Source organism: Lysinibacillus piscis, from assembly GCF_026012395.1.
Lineage (GTDB): Bacteria > Bacillota > Bacilli > Bacillales_A > Planococcaceae > Lysinibacillus > Lysinibacillus piscis.
Genome location: NZ_BRZA01000006.1, coordinates 62617 through 81182 on the forward strand (window position 1 = coordinate 62617; position 18566 = coordinate 81182).

At 37.9% G+C, this 18566-nt stretch carries 13 protein-coding genes; 2 read left to right on the forward strand and 11 right to left on the reverse strand.

Annotated features, from left to right (window positions below; all coding sequences use genetic code 11):
• Positions 1–128: 128 nt before the first annotated feature.
• From OPF91_RS16760 to OPF91_RS16785, 6 genes are all read right to left on the reverse strand, one after another.
• Positions 129–941, reverse strand: coding sequence for a metallophosphoesterase (locus OPF91_RS16760; protein ID WP_264990080.1), 813 nt, complete (start codon positions 939–941; stop codon positions 129–131).
• A 269-nt stretch (positions 942–1210) separates the two neighbouring features.
• Positions 1211–5593, reverse strand: a complete 4383-nt coding sequence (locus tag OPF91_RS16765; protein WP_264990081.1) for a leucine-rich repeat protein — start codon at positions 5591–5593, stop codon at positions 1211–1213.
• A 150-nt stretch (positions 5594–5743) separates the two neighbouring features.
• Complete coding sequence (locus OPF91_RS16770) at positions 5744–9022, reverse strand: InlB B-repeat-containing protein (RefSeq protein WP_264990082.1); 3279 nt, start codon at positions 9020–9022, stop codon at positions 5744–5746.
• Positions 9023–9111: 89 nt separating this feature from the next.
• Positions 9112–9756, reverse strand: a complete 645-nt coding sequence (locus tag OPF91_RS16775; RefSeq protein ID WP_264990083.1) for a phage tail protein — start codon at positions 9754–9756, stop codon at positions 9112–9114.
• A 141-nt stretch (positions 9757–9897) separates the two neighbouring features.
• Positions 9898–10293 carry a hypothetical protein gene (locus OPF91_RS16780; protein ID WP_264990084.1) on the reverse strand — a complete coding sequence of 132 codons (396 nt, stop codon included), beginning with the start codon at positions 10291–10293 and terminating at the stop codon, positions 9898–9900.
• A 1-nt stretch (position 10294) separates the two neighbouring features.
• The gene (locus OPF91_RS16785) at positions 10295–11449 is read right to left on the reverse strand and encodes a hypothetical protein (protein ID WP_264990085.1); all 1155 of its coding nucleotides are present in this window, start codon (positions 11447–11449) and stop codon (positions 10295–10297) included.
• 387 nt (positions 11450–11836) lie between these two features.
• Between OPF91_RS16785 and OPF91_RS16790 the strand changes: the two genes are divergently transcribed.
• Together OPF91_RS16790 and OPF91_RS16795 are read left to right on the forward strand one after the other, a co-directional pair.
• The gene (locus OPF91_RS16790) at positions 11837–14860 is read left to right on the forward strand and encodes a hybrid sensor histidine kinase/response regulator (protein WP_264990086.1); all 3024 of its coding nucleotides are present in this window, start codon (positions 11837–11839) and stop codon (positions 14858–14860) included.
• A 5-nt stretch (positions 14861–14865) separates the two neighbouring features.
• The gene (locus OPF91_RS16795; protein WP_264990087.1) at positions 14866–15576 is read left to right on the forward strand and encodes a DNA-binding response regulator; all 711 of its coding nucleotides are present in this window, start codon (positions 14866–14868) and stop codon (positions 15574–15576) included.
• A gap of 68 nt (positions 15577–15644) precedes the next feature.
• Here the strand turns inward: OPF91_RS16795 and OPF91_RS16800 are convergent, their stop codons facing one another.
• The 5 genes from OPF91_RS16800 to OPF91_RS16820 are packed head-to-tail and all read right to left on the reverse strand — an operon-like array spanning position 15645 to position 18566.
• Positions 15645–16001, reverse strand: a complete 357-nt coding sequence (locus OPF91_RS16800; protein ID WP_264990088.1) for a Na+/H+ antiporter subunit G — start codon at positions 15999–16001, stop codon at positions 15645–15647.
• Positions 15979–16263 carry a Na(+)/H(+) antiporter subunit F1 gene (locus OPF91_RS16805; RefSeq protein ID WP_264990089.1) on the reverse strand — a complete coding sequence of 95 codons (285 nt, stop codon included), beginning with the start codon at positions 16261–16263 and terminating at the stop codon, positions 15979–15981. The genes OPF91_RS16800 and OPF91_RS16805 overlap by 23 nt, the downstream gene beginning before the upstream one ends.
• On the reverse strand, positions 16263–16745 hold the full coding sequence (locus OPF91_RS16810) for a Na+/H+ antiporter subunit E (RefSeq protein ID WP_264990090.1): 483 nt from the start codon (positions 16743–16745) through the stop codon (positions 16263–16265). The genes OPF91_RS16805 and OPF91_RS16810 overlap by 1 nt, the downstream gene beginning before the upstream one ends.
• Entirely contained in the window at positions 16745–18235 is a 1491-nt protein-coding gene (locus OPF91_RS16815) for a Na+/H+ antiporter subunit D (RefSeq protein WP_264990091.1), read from the reverse strand. The genes OPF91_RS16810 and OPF91_RS16815 overlap by 1 nt, the downstream gene beginning before the upstream one ends.
• Positions 18228–18566, reverse strand: coding sequence for a Na(+)/H(+) antiporter subunit C (locus OPF91_RS16820; RefSeq protein ID WP_264990092.1), 339 nt, complete (start codon positions 18564–18566; stop codon positions 18228–18230). Before OPF91_RS16820 ends, OPF91_RS16815 begins: the two co-directional genes overlap by 8 nt.

Consider the following 18566-nt stretch of genomic DNA (forward strand, 5'->3'; position numbering starts at 1 on the left):
GAAAGCGTGAGTGCAACGTAGCGTCAGCAACAAAGTTACGTAGATATTCGACAAAATTTCATGGATAAACTGCTAGCATTCCCTTTTTTCAACAATATGAAAATAGGAGCTTCACTAGACGGAAGCTCCTACCTTTTTAATTCCACCACAACGATTTCAGGTCGATTAAAAATCCGAAAAGGCATAACGCTATTGCCTAATCCTCGACTAACAACCATTTTCGTTGCCTTTTCTTCATAGATACCAGCTGTATAAACAGGAAATAGCCCCTGTCCTGGTGCTATTAATCCACCAATACCTGGAATACGCACTTGTCCACCATGCGCATGACCTGTAAAAGCTAAATCCACTCCATGCTCCACATATGTAGAAAACACTTCAGGTCTATGTGCCAACAATAGCTTGAACATATCTTGGGACACACCTACTGTCGCTTCAGTTAACATCTCACTTGTATTTCTTCCCATTAACGGGTCTTCAATGCCAACAATCGCCAAACGCTCCCCGTTGCGCTCTAATACGGTCGATTCATTTGCCATCACATGCACACCTAATGATGATAGCGCCTCATAAATTTCATCCACCTTATTCGTCGCCACTTCATGATTACCTAGTACATAATAAACATCCGCTAACGCTACTAGCCCTTTTACAGCTTGTATACTTTGCTCTAGCTTATAGCGATTGCTGTCCACCACATCACCTGTAATAAAGATGAGGTCTGGCTTCGCTGCCTCCACCTTCGCAACCAGCTTTTGCTGTCCATCGCCAAAAAGTGCATCATGTAAATCTGACACTTGCACAATACGTAGCCCATCAAAACTAGCAGGCACCTTATCCGACTCAAATACATGCTCATTCACCACAATCCAATGATTATTGGCATATAGAAAAAGCATAATAAACATTATCGCAACCACAATATACAATAACTTTTTCAATCTCAATCGCTCACTTTGTAGCTACTTATTCAGAACAAAATTCCGACTTCTTTATTATAAACATATTATAGATGAGTTTGCTATACAGAGCCTTCTACTTCATATATTTGAATAGATAGAGCATATTACAATAAACGCTTCATGAACAATGCCATACTATGGAAAGAGGAAGATAGCTTTAATTCTCTTGCTACTATCCAAGCTAAAGTAAAGCCCGAACGATGAGATTAGAGAATCGTTCGGGCTTACTAAGTTGTATTTGTTGTTTGCTATTGTGCTGCCGCTTGAATTTCATCAAATGCCCAATGGTTGCTTGGCACATCTGTGAAGAGTGGCGTTTGTTCTGTTGCTGTCACTTGGCGTTCAAATAGGCGATTTAATACTTTTACTGCCTGCGCTCTTGTTAAATAGCCCTCTGGATTGAACGTTGTCGTGCTTGTACCTGTCATAATCCCTTGTGCACTTACTACTGCAATGGCTTCGGCTGCCCAATGGTTTTTGCTAACGTCCTTAAATGCATTTGCCTGCGAGCTATCTACTTCACCATTTTCCGCTAACCAACGCGCTACTACTGTCGCCATTTGTGCTCGTGTGATAGAGCCATTTGGATTGAAGGTTGTCGCTGTTGTGCCTTTGAATAAACCTGTTTCCTTCACGAATTCAATGGCGTCTTTTGCATCATGCTTTACTGTATCTATGAATGTCGCTGTTCCCTCTGGAATCTCATTATCGGTTAAGTAACGTGCTAGCATACTTGCCATTTGTGCTCGTGTGACCGATGCCTCTGGACGGAATGTACCATCTGCGTAGCCTTTAATGTATGGCGTAGAGATTTGTTCCTCTACCACCACTTCCTCTTTCGGCTGTTCTTGTTTCACTGGCGCGTACAGAATCGAGAATGTCGAGAATTTTGTTACCTCAAACTCAATACCTCGTATACCTGCTTTGAAATCAACCAATTTGCCACGCACAACCTCTTTCGTGCCATCACTATGCTCAATATACACCGCTAGATTGTCCAACTGCTCCTGTGTTACATTTTGTGGTAATGGCAATGTTAAAGTCACAGGACGATTTTGCATATTTGTTTCAATCGTCATTGGTTGTCCAAGTAATGTGATTGTGGCATTGTTTGTGAACTGTTGCACACTTGTCTCTGCCTTTGCACGTTCTTCTAACTGCTGCTTTGTTGTCTGTGCTTTGACAGGTACAACACGGAAATAAAAATCTGTGTCGAAATTCGCTAAAGAGGATGCAGGAATATCAAACTTCACCGTTTCCATATCAATCCCTAAGCCAGCTTGTCCTTCTGCTAGTAGTCGTGCTGCTTCTCTTGCAATACCTACTGTTGTTTCACTTACTTGTTGCTGGGCATCTGGAATAACGATACGTGATTTTTTATTCACTTGATTCGTTAATTTTTCAATCGATTCTCTCGCATTAGCTGACGTAAAGTTTACTGTATCCTTTACTACACCATTGCTAGTATCACGTGTAATGACTGTTTGTACCAACACAGCATTTGGGTTACTTGCATCTACAACATCTACTCTAATTTGATTCGTTGTAGATGGTGTTGAATCTGGAACAAATGGTGGATTTGGATTTGGTGTTAATACCGCATTCCACTTCGCATAAAGTGTTGTAGTTTCTGTTACTTTATCTGTTCCAAAATTCCAGGCTATTTGTAATGTACTATCTTTGTACCAACCTGCAAATGTATAACCTGCCCTTGTTGGTGCTGTGGGTGCTGTGATGCCTTCACCTTGTGCCACAGATTTCGGTGCTATAGCGCTACCGCCATTTGTATTAAACGTGACTGTATATTTTGGGAACCCTACAGAATAAATAGTCATTGCCTGTGGTACAGTTTCATCCCATAGTGCAGATGGTTGCATAGAGCGATCTGTATACCAACCTGTAAATTCTGGTGTAACTCTTTGCCCTCCAAAAACTGAGCCATCTATTGTGCTTACAGTTCCCTTAAATTCTACTTGTTCTAATTTATTACCTTTAAATGCTGTACTCTCAATCCCCTCCACTGTAGATGGAATCACTATACTTGTTAGCTGATTCCCTGAAAAAGCAGATGTTTCAATTGTTTTAACCCCTTCTGGAATCACTATACTCGTTAAGTTTTGGAACATAAAGGCTGTCATGCCGATTACTTTCACGGATTTACCGTTGATTTCAGTAGGAATGACTAACTCTGCTGGCACAGTGCCACTATAACCTGTAATTTTTATCGTACCATCGCCATTGTCAACTGCAGTGAATGGGCTCCATTTCGCATATAGTGTAATGTTCATTGTTACTGAATCTGTAGCAAAGCTCCATGGTATTTGAAGCTGCTCATCTTGATACCATCCATCAAATGTATAACTGTCCTTTGTTGGGTCGGATGGTTTTACAATGAACTCTCCTTCTTCCATCTCTTTCGGCGTTATATCACTACCGCCATTGGTATTAAACGTCACTGTATACATAGGACGAGGAACTACCGAGTAAATCTCCATTGCTAGAGGTACTGTACCATTCCACGTTGTAGTCAATGCAGCATCTGTATACCAATCAGAGAATGTCCCACTTTGATTGCCAATAGACGATTTAACTATTGTAGGGACATTTCCCTCAAACACTACTTTCTTTAGTTTATTATATGCAAATGCACCGTTTTCGATAGTTGTTACACTTGAAGGAATGACCACTTTTGTTAACTGATTTGTATTAAATGCTATATTCCCAATGTGTGTCACACCATGTGAAATTTCTACATTTACTAATTTATTATTAGAAAACGAACCACTTCCTATACTTTCTACACTTGAAGGAATACTTACACTTGTTAGTTGATTCGATGTAAATGCTGTTTCCTCTATTTTTGTTACGCCTGATGGAATCGTTACACTTGTTAATCCTTTACTCCAAAACGATTCCTTCCCTATAATTGTCACATTTTTCCCATCAAATTGTGATGGAATAATTAAATTTGATGGTACTTGTCCTTGATAGCCTGTAATCTTTAACGTTCCATTGCCATTATCCGTAGTGCTAAATGGACTCCATTTCGCATATAAAGTGATGCTCGCTGTCACTGTATCTAGGGCAAAGTCCCATGGTATTTGAAGTTGTTCATCTTGATACCATCCATCAAATGTATAATTAGTCTTTGTTGGTGAGGATGGCTTTGTAACTAAGTTACCACTTGCTACCTTACCCTTTACTACTGGGCTTCCTCCGTCTGTTTCAAACACCACTTCATGCAGTTGTTTTGGTGTACTATACATTTTGAATGCTGTGGTTATATTTGACCCAGTCCATTGATTTTCTTCATCCCCATTCACGTACCAATTAGTAGTTGCCCCATTATTTTGAAAATTAAATGCGTTTTCATCAATTATCAATGGTGGAGTGGTTGGTTGTTGAAACTCAATATTCTCTAACAAACTATACTCAAACGCTCTCATACCAACCTTTTGTAAACTAGCTGGAAAAACAACTGCTTTTAATTTAGTATGACTAAAAGCAAGAAATTTAATTTCTGCTAACTCTGAGTTGGGTTCAAAAGTTAATGATGTAAGCGGATTACTCTGAAAAGCTAACTCACCAATTTTTTTAACCTTTGAAGGAATCATAATGCCTGATAATTGATTACTAATGAAAGCATAATCACCTATCTCTTTTAATGCTGCATCTGGTTCAAAGCTCACTGTGGCTAATTTGTTGCTCCTAAACGCTGAATTCCCAATTTTTTGAACCGCTGCTGGAATCGTTATACCCCGAAGATCACTTAACCAAAAAGCAGATGAACCTATTTCTGTCAGCGCAGAGCCTGCTTCAAATGTTATAGCTGCTAGCTCACTATTTTCTGCAAACGCACTATCTTCTATTTTTTGAACTGTTGCTGGAATTGTAATGCTTTGTAGTTTACTTTTCTTAAAAGCAGACGGACCTATTTCTGTTAATACTGAACCAGCTTCAAAATTGACTGTTGTCAACTCGCTATTATTTTGGAATGTAGCATTTTCAATTTTTTGAACTGTTGCTGGAATCGTTATACTTTGAATTTTACTTCCTGAAAAAGCAGCTATCCCTATTGTCGTTAACTCAGAACCTTGTTCAAAGGTTACTTCTATTAACTCATTCGTTGCAAAAGCACCATCTCCTATTTGTTTCACCGTTGAAGGAATTGTTACCTTTTGCAATACTTTATTGTAAAAAGCAGCAGGTCCGATTGCTGTTACTGTTTTGTTATCAATCATACTCGGAATCTCTAAATCTGTCGGCATAGTGCCAGTGTATCCTGTAACCGTAACAGTTCCACCTATATTATCTTGTGTAGTGAAGCCGCTTGGCTCAATCCATTTTGCATACAATGTTATATTGTCTGTTACTGTATCTGTCGCAAAATTCCAGTGATTTATCAAATCCTCTTCTTTATACCAACCATCAAATACATAGCTATCATTTGTTGGGGCATTGGGTTCATCTACCAATCCACCTATTTCTACCGTTTTCTGGTCAATCGGGCTTCCACCATTCACATTAAATGTCACTATGTACATCTGGCTTGTATCTGCCAGTGGCGCAAGTATCCCTAATTGCGACCACACCAATGTAGCTATCAATACGACAATACACCATTTTTTCATTATTGGTTCACCTTCTCATTCTCTTATTTTCCTCATTATAAATGAAGAACATCATACCTTGACGTTAAGATTTCTTAACGTTCACATAGAATAGAGTAGAAGTCCACCAACCTATTCTAATAAGGTTGGTGGACTTCTCTTGATAGCTCACTATTTTGCCGCTGCTTGAATATCATCAAATGCCCAATGTGTTGATGTCACATCTTTAAATAACGATGTGTGTTCACTTGCTTGTACTTTACGCTTAAACAATTGATTCAGCACTTTGACTGCTTGTGCTCTTGTTAATGCGCCTTCTGGGTTGAAAGTTGTTGCACTTGTACCTTTCATAATACCGAGTATATTGACTTTAGCAATGGCTTCGGCTGCCCAATGGTTTTTGCTAACATCCTTAAATGCTTTTGCCTGCGAGCTATCTACTTCACCATTTTCCGCTAACCAACGCGCTACAACCGTCGCCATTTGTGCTCGTGTAATGGAGCCATTTGGATTGAAGGTTGTCGCTGTTGTGCCTTTGAATAATCCTGTTTCCTTCACAAATTCAATCGCATCTTTGGCATCATGTGTTGCTGTATCTGTAAATGTTGCTGTTGCCTCTGGAATCTCGTTATCTGTTACATAACGCGCCATCATGCTCGCCATTTGTGCTCGTGTGACCGATGCTTCTGGGCGGAATGTGCCATCTGCATAACCTTTAATGTATGGCGTAGAGATTGGTTCTGCCACCAACACTTCCTCTTTCGGCTGTTCCTTTTTCACTGGTACATACAAAACCGAGAAAGTGGAGAATTTCGTTACTTCAAATTGGATTCCCTTTGTCCCTGCTTTAAAATCTACGACTTGTCCACGCACAACCTCTTTCGTGCCATCACTATGCTCAATATACGCTGCTAAATTATCTAATTGCTCCTGTGTTACATTTTGTGGTAACGGCAAGGTTAGTGTCACACGATGGTTTTGCATATTGGTTTCAATTGTCATCGGATGTCCTAACAAGGTCACTGTCGCACCATTTGCTACTTGTTGCACCCGTTGCTCTATCTTGGCTCGCTCCTCTAACCGCTGCTCTTCCTCTGTTTTCACTGGTACTACTCGGAAATATAATTCTTGATTAAAGGCTTGTAACGAGCTTTGCGGAATCGCTATCTTTGCTCCACCTGCTGCAATCTCTAATTGCACTCGGCTCTCTTTTAACAACATTAAAACGTTTTGTGCCACCACAATATCTGTTTGTTGTACCCGATTTGCTGTATCTGTTGGCAACACGATACGCATTGTATCTGATTGCTTGTCCTGCAATTTCACCAATGCCTCTGTTGCACTTTGAACAGTTAGTGTCACACGATCTTGTACAGTGCCATCTAAATTCGTTGTACGATAAATAATGGTTTTGGACATATCATTGCCGTCCCCTGACTGCACATCCACCAAGAATTGTTCACTTGTTGAATTATTTGCAGTATTATTGGTGTTTAGGTTCGTATCATCATTATTCGATGCATTATCAGAAGGTGGTGATACAATAGCTGTCCACTTTGCATACAATGTTATATCTGCTGTAATTAACGTATTACTATTAAATATTTGGGTTAAAGCACTATTTATATACCAGCCGTTAAATATATATCCCGCTTTTGTTGGCACTGGTATTGGTTCAGCTACCTTATTGCCATGGACTACAGACTGATTTGGCATTGGGCTGCCTCCGTTTACTTCAAAGCTCACTGTATTCATAACAGGTGTGTGTAGCCATTTGGCATACAATATTGTATTTTCAATAATCACCGTATTGAAATCGAATGGGATTGTATGTGTATCATCTGTATACCAACCTTCAAATAGATAGCCTATTTTAGTTGGTACTGGATCTGGCTGTATAGCTCTGTTCCCATGAACTACCGTTTGATTGGAAACAGCGCTTCCTCCATCTACCTCAAAGCTTACGGTATACTCTACAGGTGTCCACTTTGCGTAGATGGTTGTGTTTCCTGTGATGGTTGTATTGAAGTCAAATGGGATTGCATGTCCATTTGTTGTATACCAGCCTCCAAATGTATGGCCTACCTTGGTTGGCGCTGGCGTTGGTTCGGTTGTTTTATTGCCATGCGCTACTGTTTGGCTGGAAACAGCACTTCCTCCATCTACCTCAAAGCTTACTGTATACTCTACAGGTGTCCACTTTGCGTAGATGGTTGTGTTTCCTGTGATGGTTGTATTGAAGTCAAATGGGATTGCATGTCCATTTGTTGTATACCAGCCTCCAAATGTATGGCCTGCCTTGGTTGGCGCTGGCGTTGGTTCGGTTGCTTTATTGCCATGCGCTACTGGCTGGCTGGAAACAGCACTTCCTCCGTCTACCTCAAAGCTTACTGTATACTCTACAGGTGTCCACTTTGCGTAGATGGTTGTGTTTCCTGTGATGGTTGTATTGAAGTCAAACGGTGTTATATATCCATTTGTTGTATACCAGCCTCCAAATGTATGGCCTACCTTGGTTGGCGCTGGCGTTGGTTCGGTTGCTTTATTGCCATGCGCTATTGGCTGGCTGGAAACAGCACTTCCTCCAGCGACATCAAAACTTACAGTATATACATTAGGTATCATTACATGAATCGTTGTATAGACTGTTTTATTGCCTGCTCCATCTTTTACAATAACATTAAAATAATAATCAATATTTGGTAACAATCCTGAAATATCGAACGTGGCAATATCCTTTGTATAGTTTCCTATTACACTACCATTTGCCTCAATATTATTTACTGTATCAATATTATTACTTGCAGACTGATAGACTTGGTACTCTAAATTTTCTGTATCCGTAATATTATCCGCTGCTTTGGTCCAATTTAACGTTGCACTACCATTATTTATATTTGTGATATTCATAGATGAGTTTGTTATTGTTGGCGATAATGTATCTTCTAAAATAGTCACTGGTGGTCCCACAGCTATATCATAAATTCTGACAAATATATCTGCGACTCCATCTGTTCTGCTAATTCTAAACTCATCAATATTTTGCCATTCCTCTCCCACTAATGGCATATCTACTTTTACACCTGATGTATATTGATTGATCTGTACTGCTCCAGCGACAAATATATTATTTCGATATCCTTCTATTTTTAGTTCCACAGAATTGCCTGGAACGTTTTCTAGTCGCAATGATAGTAGCTTGAAACTTCCCTTAGTAGACTTAATAGAGGCAGTTTTAACAATATCAGGTGCCCCTGACATACCTAAACCTTTATCATTTTCATAAAAATCATCAATATCATTGTTACTATTATCTGAATCATCCAAAGTGCCATCATCTTTTAATAATGAAAATATCCAATCTCCTATAATACGTGGATTAGGCCCTATTCCATCACTAGACTCAAAATCTTCACTTGCTGGGAAAGTAGTTGCTGAGGCTGAAGGCACCTCTCCAATAACAATCGATGAAAAATTTAAAACTATTAAACAAAAGCTTAATAATCCAATTTTGAACTTCTGAAATCTCTCCATGCTACTTACCAATCATCTCCTCTAGGTGGATATATCCCCTCTACACAAATAATGTAATTTAACGCCAAATATGGTTGACGTTGATCAAAGGGCACACCATTACCAGCTTCTCCTATTGTTCCCTCAACTACTACGTCACCAGTTACATGGGCATCAAAAGGTTTTAGCGTTGCGTTTGAATTACTCTTACTATAAATATTAGCATCCCGACTATTTGAAATACCTCTCCCTAAAATACTAGTATTATCAGGAATATTTGAGACACTATCATTGTTTACAACCGGAATAGATACATGGGCATTAGCATTCTTTAGTGCACTGCCTTTACTATTGAAAGTATGGTTATGCTTTGGCAAATTACTAATAGTTAAAGCTGTATACTCTGTACCTCCTATACTCCCACTTGGATATGATGATATTCCATTATCTTTATTGCCTCCCATATCCGCTCCTATAGGTACCCGACCGTTTAAATTTGGTAGATTAAAGTATGTCTTTCCATCCCCTCCATACCGAGATCCAATTACTGTAAATAATGTTTGATTTTGCGGAACATTCAGTGGAAGTTGTTGCCCATTACAAAACAACCATCCTCTTGGAGCATACATACCTGCCCAAAGTATGATTGTGCCAGTATATGCTTCTAACATAAATATCACTCCTTATTTACCATGTACTATTGCATTCTATCTTTTTATGATTTCAAATTATAATAAGGAAAATCTCTTTTCTTGAATAAAATATTCTATCTATCCATATTTCAGGTGAAAAAGGCATCACTAAATAAATGACTATGAATCTATTTTACTGACAATAATAGACCGCACAAAATTATGACCTTTCTCAGGCAAGTCCTCCCAACCATCTACATGCAATTGATGATTTACTAAGCAAGTAGCTCGATTTTTACTTTTTTGTGGAACATCTAATGACAGTGAAATTGCGCCATAAGACTTTTCCCCAGCTGGAACCTTATCTTTCCATGAGCAAGAGCATTCATAACCATTTGGCCCAGTTGAGGCTTTAATTCCTAGTGCTTGAATCGTTGTATGAGGTGGAACATTTAGTGGCCCCCTTTCTTCAACATCTTCTGTATTCCAAATACCCCAATCAAGCTGTGGATGATCGACCACTAATTCACGGTCTGTTGTATTGGTAATCATTAATGAAAAAGTCCAAGTTGCCATATTACTGCTCTCCTCCTGTCGTTACTATTTGTTTCGCATTACCCATCACATCGTATACATGAGTGCGATTTAAAATAGCATAATCCCATTCAGATGCCCCAATCAAAGTCGTTACATTGTTTTTATCAGTACGATAAAGAAGAATCATTTTACTAAATATCCAAGGCACGACATCCATATCCTTATCCTCTGGTGCATTGAATTGTCTCGTTGTTGATTTTTTCTCACTTTGTTGCTGCTCATTTGTTACATTATTTAATATATTAAACTTTGCTTTTAGTTCAATTTGTAATTCTTTCTCTATACCCACAGTTGCTATTTTTGCTTTAGTCATAGAGGCAGAAGATTTATTTGTAAATTTCAGTGCAGATTCAAACGTGCTAACCTTTTCCTCTACTACCTTACTTGCAGTTGATAAAGCATATTCATCAATAACCGTTATTTGCCCACCCTTAGTCACTGTTTCAATTTTGGTAGCATCTGCTCTTAAACAAGTAACCTCAACAGAAAAATAATCTTGCACTTCACGCTGCTTCAAATAAAGGCTATTAAAATCTAAGTCATTGACACCAGCCCATAGTTTTTTAGAAATTGTAAAAACCGACGTTCGGAATAGCTCCATTTTTTCAAAGTGAACACCGCTTGGAATATGTTTATTCAAATCAACATTCTTTACATTCTCTAAAGCAGTCAAAGCTTCCACTTGAGACCAATCTGTATATAGGCTATTGATATGTTCCTTTTTTCTTAATCTATCCATCTTATTAGAGATGCGAATATTTTGAATGAAATTATGACCATCATGTGTAATGTCATTCCATCCGTCCACTTCAAAATATCCATTTGTCTGACAAGTTGCCTCATTTGGATTATTGTATGGAACATTGACATAAAGGCTGACTACTCCATATGGAGCTTGCATAATACCCTCACTATTCTGGTTATTATCCTTCCATGAACATGAAAATTCATAACCATTTGTACCAAAAGCTGACTTAACACCTACTGCTTGTATGGTCTCTCCTGCTCTAATAGGTTGAGGGCCTTTATCCTCCTCACCATCCGTATTCCAATATCCCCAATGTAGCTGTGATTCTACTACTTCTAAATCTCGGTCAGTATCATTTGTAATTCTTAAAGAAAAAGTCCACGCCATAATTGATATACCCCCTTCATATTTCTGAATATTAAGAAAAAATAAATAGCAGTATATTTTTCTATCCTACATAAATAATTATATTTTTCGCTATTTATGTATCTAATTATAGTGCTTGTCAACATGTATTTATATAAATATATTCCATTTTTATTGTTATTTTTTCTTAACATTACATTTTATACTAATATTATAGTAAAGGAGCTATACCTTCATTATAAAAAGCTGCTAGCATAAACTCTAGAAAAGTATTCCTTTTTTAACGTTAAAATTTCTTAACATTCATTACACACGTTACTTATTTCCATCGCCCATGCTGTCTTGTATAATCCAACTCATACAGCTTCTTTATGTAAGGTAAGTCATTAGAGAAAGGACTTATTATAAATGAAAAAATTATTATTACTGTTCATCATCATTATAAGTACAATCAGTATAGCTGTAGTCGTATTTTTCGTTACTCATCCTACTTCTGACGGTCCTCAAGCAGTCAAAGGTGTGATGGACCTACGCCACTACACTTTCCATAACAATACATCTGTCAAGTTAGATGGCGAATGGGAGTTTGTGCCGAATAAATTGGTAAGTAGCTCAGAATTTGATGCATATGATAACTATGTCGTCAAGGTACCTTCCGCATGGACACAATATACGACTGCTGGTGAGAAGATGCCAGCATTTGCAAGCGGTACTTATCGACTAAAAATTTTAATCAAGGATGTTGGGGAAATTTTAGGGATTAAAACAAATATCATTCGTATGTCAAACGCTCTCTATATAAATGATGAACTTGTTGGACAAAGTGGACAGCCTGATGAAAATGCTAACTATGTGCCTCACAATACGCCCTATACCACTTATTTTTCTCCTAAAACACAGGAGTTAGAGCTAATTGTACATGTAGCCAATTTTGATTACGCACCAGGGGGCGGCATTATTAGCTCACTATTTCTTGGAGATCAGTATAGTATTAAGAAACTTCGTGAAGGAGCACTTTTTTATGATTTAATCACATTTGCAGCATTTTTAACGATGTTTATCTATTTTTTAGGCTCTTATCTTTATGCGAAGTTAGATATTGAACAGCTTTACTTTGCTTTCTTTTGTTTGGCTAGTGTGCTTTATACGCTGACCCATGGTGAAAAGCTGTTATTATCCTTTGCCGATATAAGCTATGCACCATTTCAAAGTATACAAATGGCTTCTAGTGTGTCGGTTGGTTTTACAATATTGCTGTATTTTTACCGCGCTTTGCCAAAATATATGGATCACCGTGTGGTCAAGATACTATCTACTATCGGTATTATCATGATGCTAACGATGTTACTACCTGCGACCATCAATTCACGCTTGCAAGATATAAACTCTCTTTATGTCTTTGCCAATATTGTTTATATTTTTTATGCGCAAATTATAGCCATTTACCAGCGTGCAACGGGTGTTATGTATTTATTATTAAGCTCTTTAGCTGTTTTTCTTTATTTTATCGTTGCTACATTTAACACACATATCAATTTGGAGTTAAATGCCTTGCCACCATTATTACCATTTGTCTGTTTAACAATGCTATCCTTATATATTTCTCATCGTTTTGCAGATTCATATTTAGAAAAAGGCAAGTTAACGGAGGCACTTATACGTGTAGATAAATTAAAGGATGATTTTCTTGCTAAAACATCACATGAATTTAGAACACCCTTGCATGGGATTGTTGCAATTTCTCAATCGATGTTAGATTCAAAGGAGGAGAAGAACCTCACAAAGGAGCAAAAGGAAAAGGTTTCTTTAATCTTTAGTATTTCAGAACGGTTATCGCATCTTGTCAATGATATTTTAGACTTTTCTAAATTAAAAGAGGGGGAATTAAAATTACATATCACCTCTGTCGACCTATTTTCTGTCACCCATTTGATTGTGGAGATAGTCTCCTATCTTGTGAGCAAAGATGTCGTAATAGATAATCGTATTGAACGTGGTCAATTTGTATTGGCAGATGAGAATAGACTTCGGCAAATTCTTTATAATTTAATCAATAATGCGGTGAAATATACAAACCATGGGAAAATTGAAATCTCTTGCTATGAAGAAAATGGTTTTCTAGCTATTGAAGTAAAGGACACGGGTCGTGGTATTGCAATAGAGTATTTAGAAACGATTTTCGAGCCATTTCAGCAATTAGAAAATGCTACTGATGGAACAGGACTTGGTCTTAGCGTGACAAAGGAACTTGTTCAGCTTCAAGGTGGGGATATCACTGTACAGTCTACTATTGGACAAGGTACAACTTTTTGTGTCAAGCTACCATTGGGTTCAAAGCATTATATGGAGCCTGTATACAAAAGAAAGAAAAAAATAGAGAATACGAAGCCATCTCTTACCTTCCCTCATATTGTAAAAAATAAAGGACAACGAAAAATTATTATTGTAGATGATGACCATATCAATCTACGTGTCTTAATTGATATTCTTGAAAAAGAAAACTATTATATCATCGCAGTCGATAATGGTGAGCACGTTTTTGAGCAATTAGCGAAACACCATGATGTCGATTTGCTTATTTTAGATATTATGATGCCTAACCTTTCTGGCTATGAAGTTTGTCAGCTTGTCCGAAACAATTATTCATCTGCTGAGCTACCAATTTTAATGTTAACAGCCGCTATTCGCCCTGAGGATATGGTTGCGGCCTTCCAATCTGGGGCAAATGATTTTTTACACAAGCCTTTGGACACAACAGAGTTGAAAACAAGAGTAAGAAATCTTCTTTTATTAAAAGAATCTACAGAAACCGCTGTAAAAATGGAAACTGCATTTTTACAGGCACAAATTAAACCGCATTTCGTTTACAATGTCTTAAATTCTATTCTATCCCTAAGTTATTTAGATTTAGAGAAGACGCGCTCCATGATTACCGATTTTGCCACATTCTTACGTAATAGTTTCGCCTTTGAAAATGCCAATAGTCTTGTGCCATTGGAGAAGGAACTCAATCTTATTAAAGCATATGTAAATATTCATCGCACAAGATATCCTGAGCAATTAGAATGGGCGATTTGTATGGATGAACCTATTCAATGCCTTATTCCTCCACTATTGCTTCAGCCATTGGTGGAAAATGCGTTGCTTCATGGATTGAAAACGAAGAATAGCGAGGGCCAATTAAAGTTAGTCATCAAAAAAGAACAGCAGATGGTCGTTTTCCAAGTAATAGACAATGGCTCTGGTATACCCCAAGAGCTTTTAAGAAAACTACAAAAAGGGGAAATAACCACTAGTCAAGGTATTGGTATTCGTAATATTTCTAAGCGATTGAAGAAATTTGAACATGCTACTATATGGATTGAAAGCATTCATAATAAAGGAACAACTGTTGAAATTAAATTTCCAATTATTATGGCTGAAAGGATATGAGTATATTGTTAAAGGCAATTATTGTAGATGATGAAGTTTTAGCGATCCATTTATTAGAATCAATGTTAAAGACGAGTAACATGATTAATGTCCTGGCAACCTTCACAAATCCAAAGGAAGCCTTAAAATGTATTGATGTATTAAAGCCTGATATTTTATTTTTAGATATTGAAATGGCTGAAATGACGGGCATTGAACTTGCCTCTAAAATAGAATCCTTATCGCATAAGATGGATGTCATTTTCGTCACAGCGTATGAGCATTATGCATTGGAAGCCTTTGATGTACAAGCAACAGATTATATTTTAAAGCCAATTGATCGAAATCGATTATTCAAAACGATTGAACGCTTATACAAACGAAGGAATCCAGCACCATCTATACAATTCTCTGAAAATGTTTTGCCCAATGAAGATGCAATCATTATCAACACATTGCATTTCCATATCTATTCAGGCAAAGTTTCCATTGATGATACAGTGTTAGCCCTATCTAATAAGGAATTTCAAATTTTACTCTTTTTGGCACAAAACAGTGAACAAGCCTTTCCAGCCTCTGAGCTTTATCAACTTATTTGGGACGAGGAAAGCATTGGCCAAACACAGTCATTACGAGTGCATATTAGCAATCTACGAAAAAAGCTAGATGCTATTCCAGAGCAGCCTGCTAAAATCGTGATGACAAGAGGCTCTGGCTATCAGTTGGTTTTTCAATAGACATAATAAAAAGGGAGGCTGTTCACATATATGAACAACTTCCCTTTCTATTTGTCACTTTACATATTCTATTCATTTGGAAATAGCTTTGGCTTCAGCTCGTCCTCTCCCGACCCCTTAGCTAAAGGTACACGAGAGCGATAGGCAGCACGGCATACGAGATGCCCCGCCACAGGAGCCGTTACAAACACGAAAACTATACCTAAAATTAAACGTACACTGACAAAGCCATCATGCACCCAAAAATAAATAAATGCACCTAATAAACAAGTTAACACTGATAATGTGGAGCTTTTTGTTGCAGCATGTGAGCGTGTATAAACATCAGGCAAACGCAGCATGCCAAATGCACTAATCACACTCGCAATAGAGCCAATCAAAATAAGAATGACTGCAGCCCATTCAATCATTTGATTTACGTTCAACAATCACACCTCTTTCAATATATTTTGAAAAGGCAATCGTGCCAATGAAAGCTAGAATCCCTAAAATTAAGATAGCCTCTAAATACGCCTTCGTTTTCAATACAATCGACACAATCGCAATACTTGATAACAGATTAACACCAATCGTATCTAGCGCAATTGCACGATCTGGCATCGATGGACCACGAATCACACGATACAAAGATAGCGCAATGGATATGCTAAATAGAGCAAGTGCTACTAATAAAAGCTTGTCAATCATTACCGTGTCACCTCCATAATCGCTTGTTCAAACTTACCGATTGAACGAATAACAGCATCCTTTGACTGTTCCATATCCATCGCATGAATATAGAACATATCGCCCTCCTCTGACACTTCCATCACAACAGAGCCAGGAGTTAATGTCAACAATAGGGCTAGAGCTGTTATTTCCCAATCCCCCTTCAATTCCGTTTTGTAAGTAAAAATACCAGGTGTAATATTTAGCTTTGGTGTCGTAATTTGCTTTAACACACTATAGCTCGATAATAATAGCTCCCAATTAAATAGCCAAAACAATTTCAAAATCGCAAAGACACGACGCAAATAAAACTGTGTACCATAAAAACGGTGCATAGCATATAAAATACCAATCCCCACCACAAAGCCTGTTAAAAATGTAGAAAGTTGCGGCTTGATTTCATCGTTTAACAATAACCACAGTGTTGCGATAAACAAATTTAAAATAAACTGCATAGCCATTAGCGATTCACCCCGCCATCTAGTACAGCATCAATATAAATGGATGGCGTGTACAATGTTTGTCCTGCATCTAGTACATATGGTGCTAACCATTGTGCACCGACACCTAAGCCAACCGTACATACCGTCAATAAAATCAGTGGCATTAACACACGACCTTTTAGTGGCTTCTCATCTTCTAGACTAATAATCGTTTCACCAAAAAATGAGCCAAGTAAAATGCGGAGCAATGAATATAAGACAAATAAACTAGAAAGGAAGCCTAACCCTAATAACACAAAATGACCACCTTCAATCGCACCTTGTCCAATTAATACTTTGCCTAAAAAGCCACTTAATGGTGGAATCCCAGCCAATGAACACATCGTAATAAAGAAAATCCAACCAAAAGCAGGGTAATTACGAATTAATCCACTCATATTGTCAATTAGCGTTTCACCTGTTAAAAAGATCATTAAACCAACAGCTAAAAATAACAATGCTTTTGCTACCATATCGTGCATTAAATAATAAACAACCCCTTGTAGCGAGGATTCTGTACCAATCGCAAGACCTGCTACAATAAAGCCAACACCAATTAGCACATTATAGGCAGCAATTGTACGCACATCCTTACTAGAGATTGCTCCTATACAGCCTGCAATCATTGTTACACCAGCCATTATTCCTAATACCATATGTGTGACTTCAACATTATTAACAAAGAGCAATGTAAATGAACGCACAAGTGCATAAATGCCAACCTTTGTTAATAAGGCGGCGAATAAAGCAGCAATCGCAGTCGGTGGAACACTATAAGAGCCGGGTAGCCAAAAGAATAACAATAAGCCAGCCTTTAAGCTAAAGACAATTAAAAATAATAATGCTACCGTTGTAATCAGCGGATCAGCCCCCGCCTCCATCACACGAAGCGCAATATGAGCCATATTTAATGTACCTACCGTGCCGTATAAAAAGGCTAATGCCACTAAAAAAATCCACGAAGCTACGACATTAATCAGCACATATTTTAAGGCTTCTCGTAGCTGTACTTTATCGCCACCTAAGCTAATCAAAGCATATGAGGCAAGCAACATCACCTCAAAGCAGACAAATAAATTAAAAATATCTCCCGTTAAAAAGGAACCATTCACACCTGCTACCATCAATAAAACAAATGAATAAAAATACATTTTTTCAAAATGCGAACCGATTGTGTAAATAGCAAATAGGACACAAATGCTCGCTACAATATTCGCAATCAATACTAGCAGCACAGCAAATGAATCTGCTACAAATAAAATACCAAATGGTGGAGCCCAGCCACTAAAATCAAGTCGCATCACACCTTGCGCTTGAATTTCTATCAATAAAACAATACTTGTTAATATGACAAAACCTAGCGTCATTAAACTAATCATACGCTGCAATACAATATTCTCACGCAAAAACACTAGTAAAATAGCGGTAATGACGGGTACTATTAATGGTAAAACAATGATATTACTCATCAGGCCTCCCCCTTAGTTCATCAAAATTTCCTGTACCATTTGTTTTATATACGCGATAGCCAAGGACAAGGACAAATGCTGTCACCGCAAAGCTGATTACAATAGCGGTTAAAATCAAAGCTTGTGGCAGTGCATCTGTATACGGTCCATCCGATTCTCCTAATAAAGGCACATCCCCCTTTTTCAATCCACCCATTGTCAAAATTAATAAATGTGCGGCATGGGATAGGACAGCCGTTCCTAAAATAACACGTAACAATTGTCTAGAGAGGATTAAATAGGTCGCAACAGCCACTAATACCCCAACTAATAATAGTATTAAAGATTCCAT

What these genes read in the sequence shown, in the direction of transcription:
- OPF91_RS16775 (WP_264990083.1), bottom strand. Translation starts at nt 9,756, where the DNA reads ATGTTAGAAGCATATACTGGCACAATCATACTTTGGGCAGGTATGTAT.
- OPF91_RS16805 (WP_264990089.1), bottom strand. Translation starts at nt 16,263, where the DNA reads ATGATTGACAAGCTTTTATTAGTAGCACTTGCTCTATTTAGCATATCC.
- OPF91_RS16785 (WP_264990085.1), bottom strand. Translation starts at nt 11,449, where the DNA reads ATGGCGTGGACTTTTTCTTTAAGAATTACAAATGATACTGACCGAGAT.
- OPF91_RS16810 (WP_264990090.1), bottom strand. Translation starts at nt 16,745, where the DNA reads ATGGCTATGCAGTTTATTTTAAATTTGTTTATCGCAACACTGTGGTTA.
- OPF91_RS16820 (WP_264990092.1), bottom strand. Translation starts at nt 18,566, where the DNA reads ATGGAATCTTTAATACTATTATTAGTTGGGGTATTAGTGGCTGTTGCG.
- OPF91_RS16815 (WP_264990091.1), bottom strand. Translation starts at nt 18,235, where the DNA reads ATGAGTAATATCATTGTTTTACCATTAATAGTACCCGTCATTACCGCT.
- OPF91_RS16765 (WP_264990081.1), bottom strand. Translation starts at nt 5,593, where the DNA reads ATGAAAAAATGGTGTATTGTCGTATTGATAGCTACATTGGTGTGGTCG.
- OPF91_RS16790 (WP_264990086.1), top strand. Translation starts at nt 11,837, where the DNA reads ATGAAAAAATTATTATTACTGTTCATCATCATTATAAGTACAATCAGT.
- OPF91_RS16780 (WP_264990084.1), bottom strand. Translation starts at nt 10,293, where the DNA reads ATGGCAACTTGGACTTTTTCATTAATGATTACCAATACAACAGACCGT.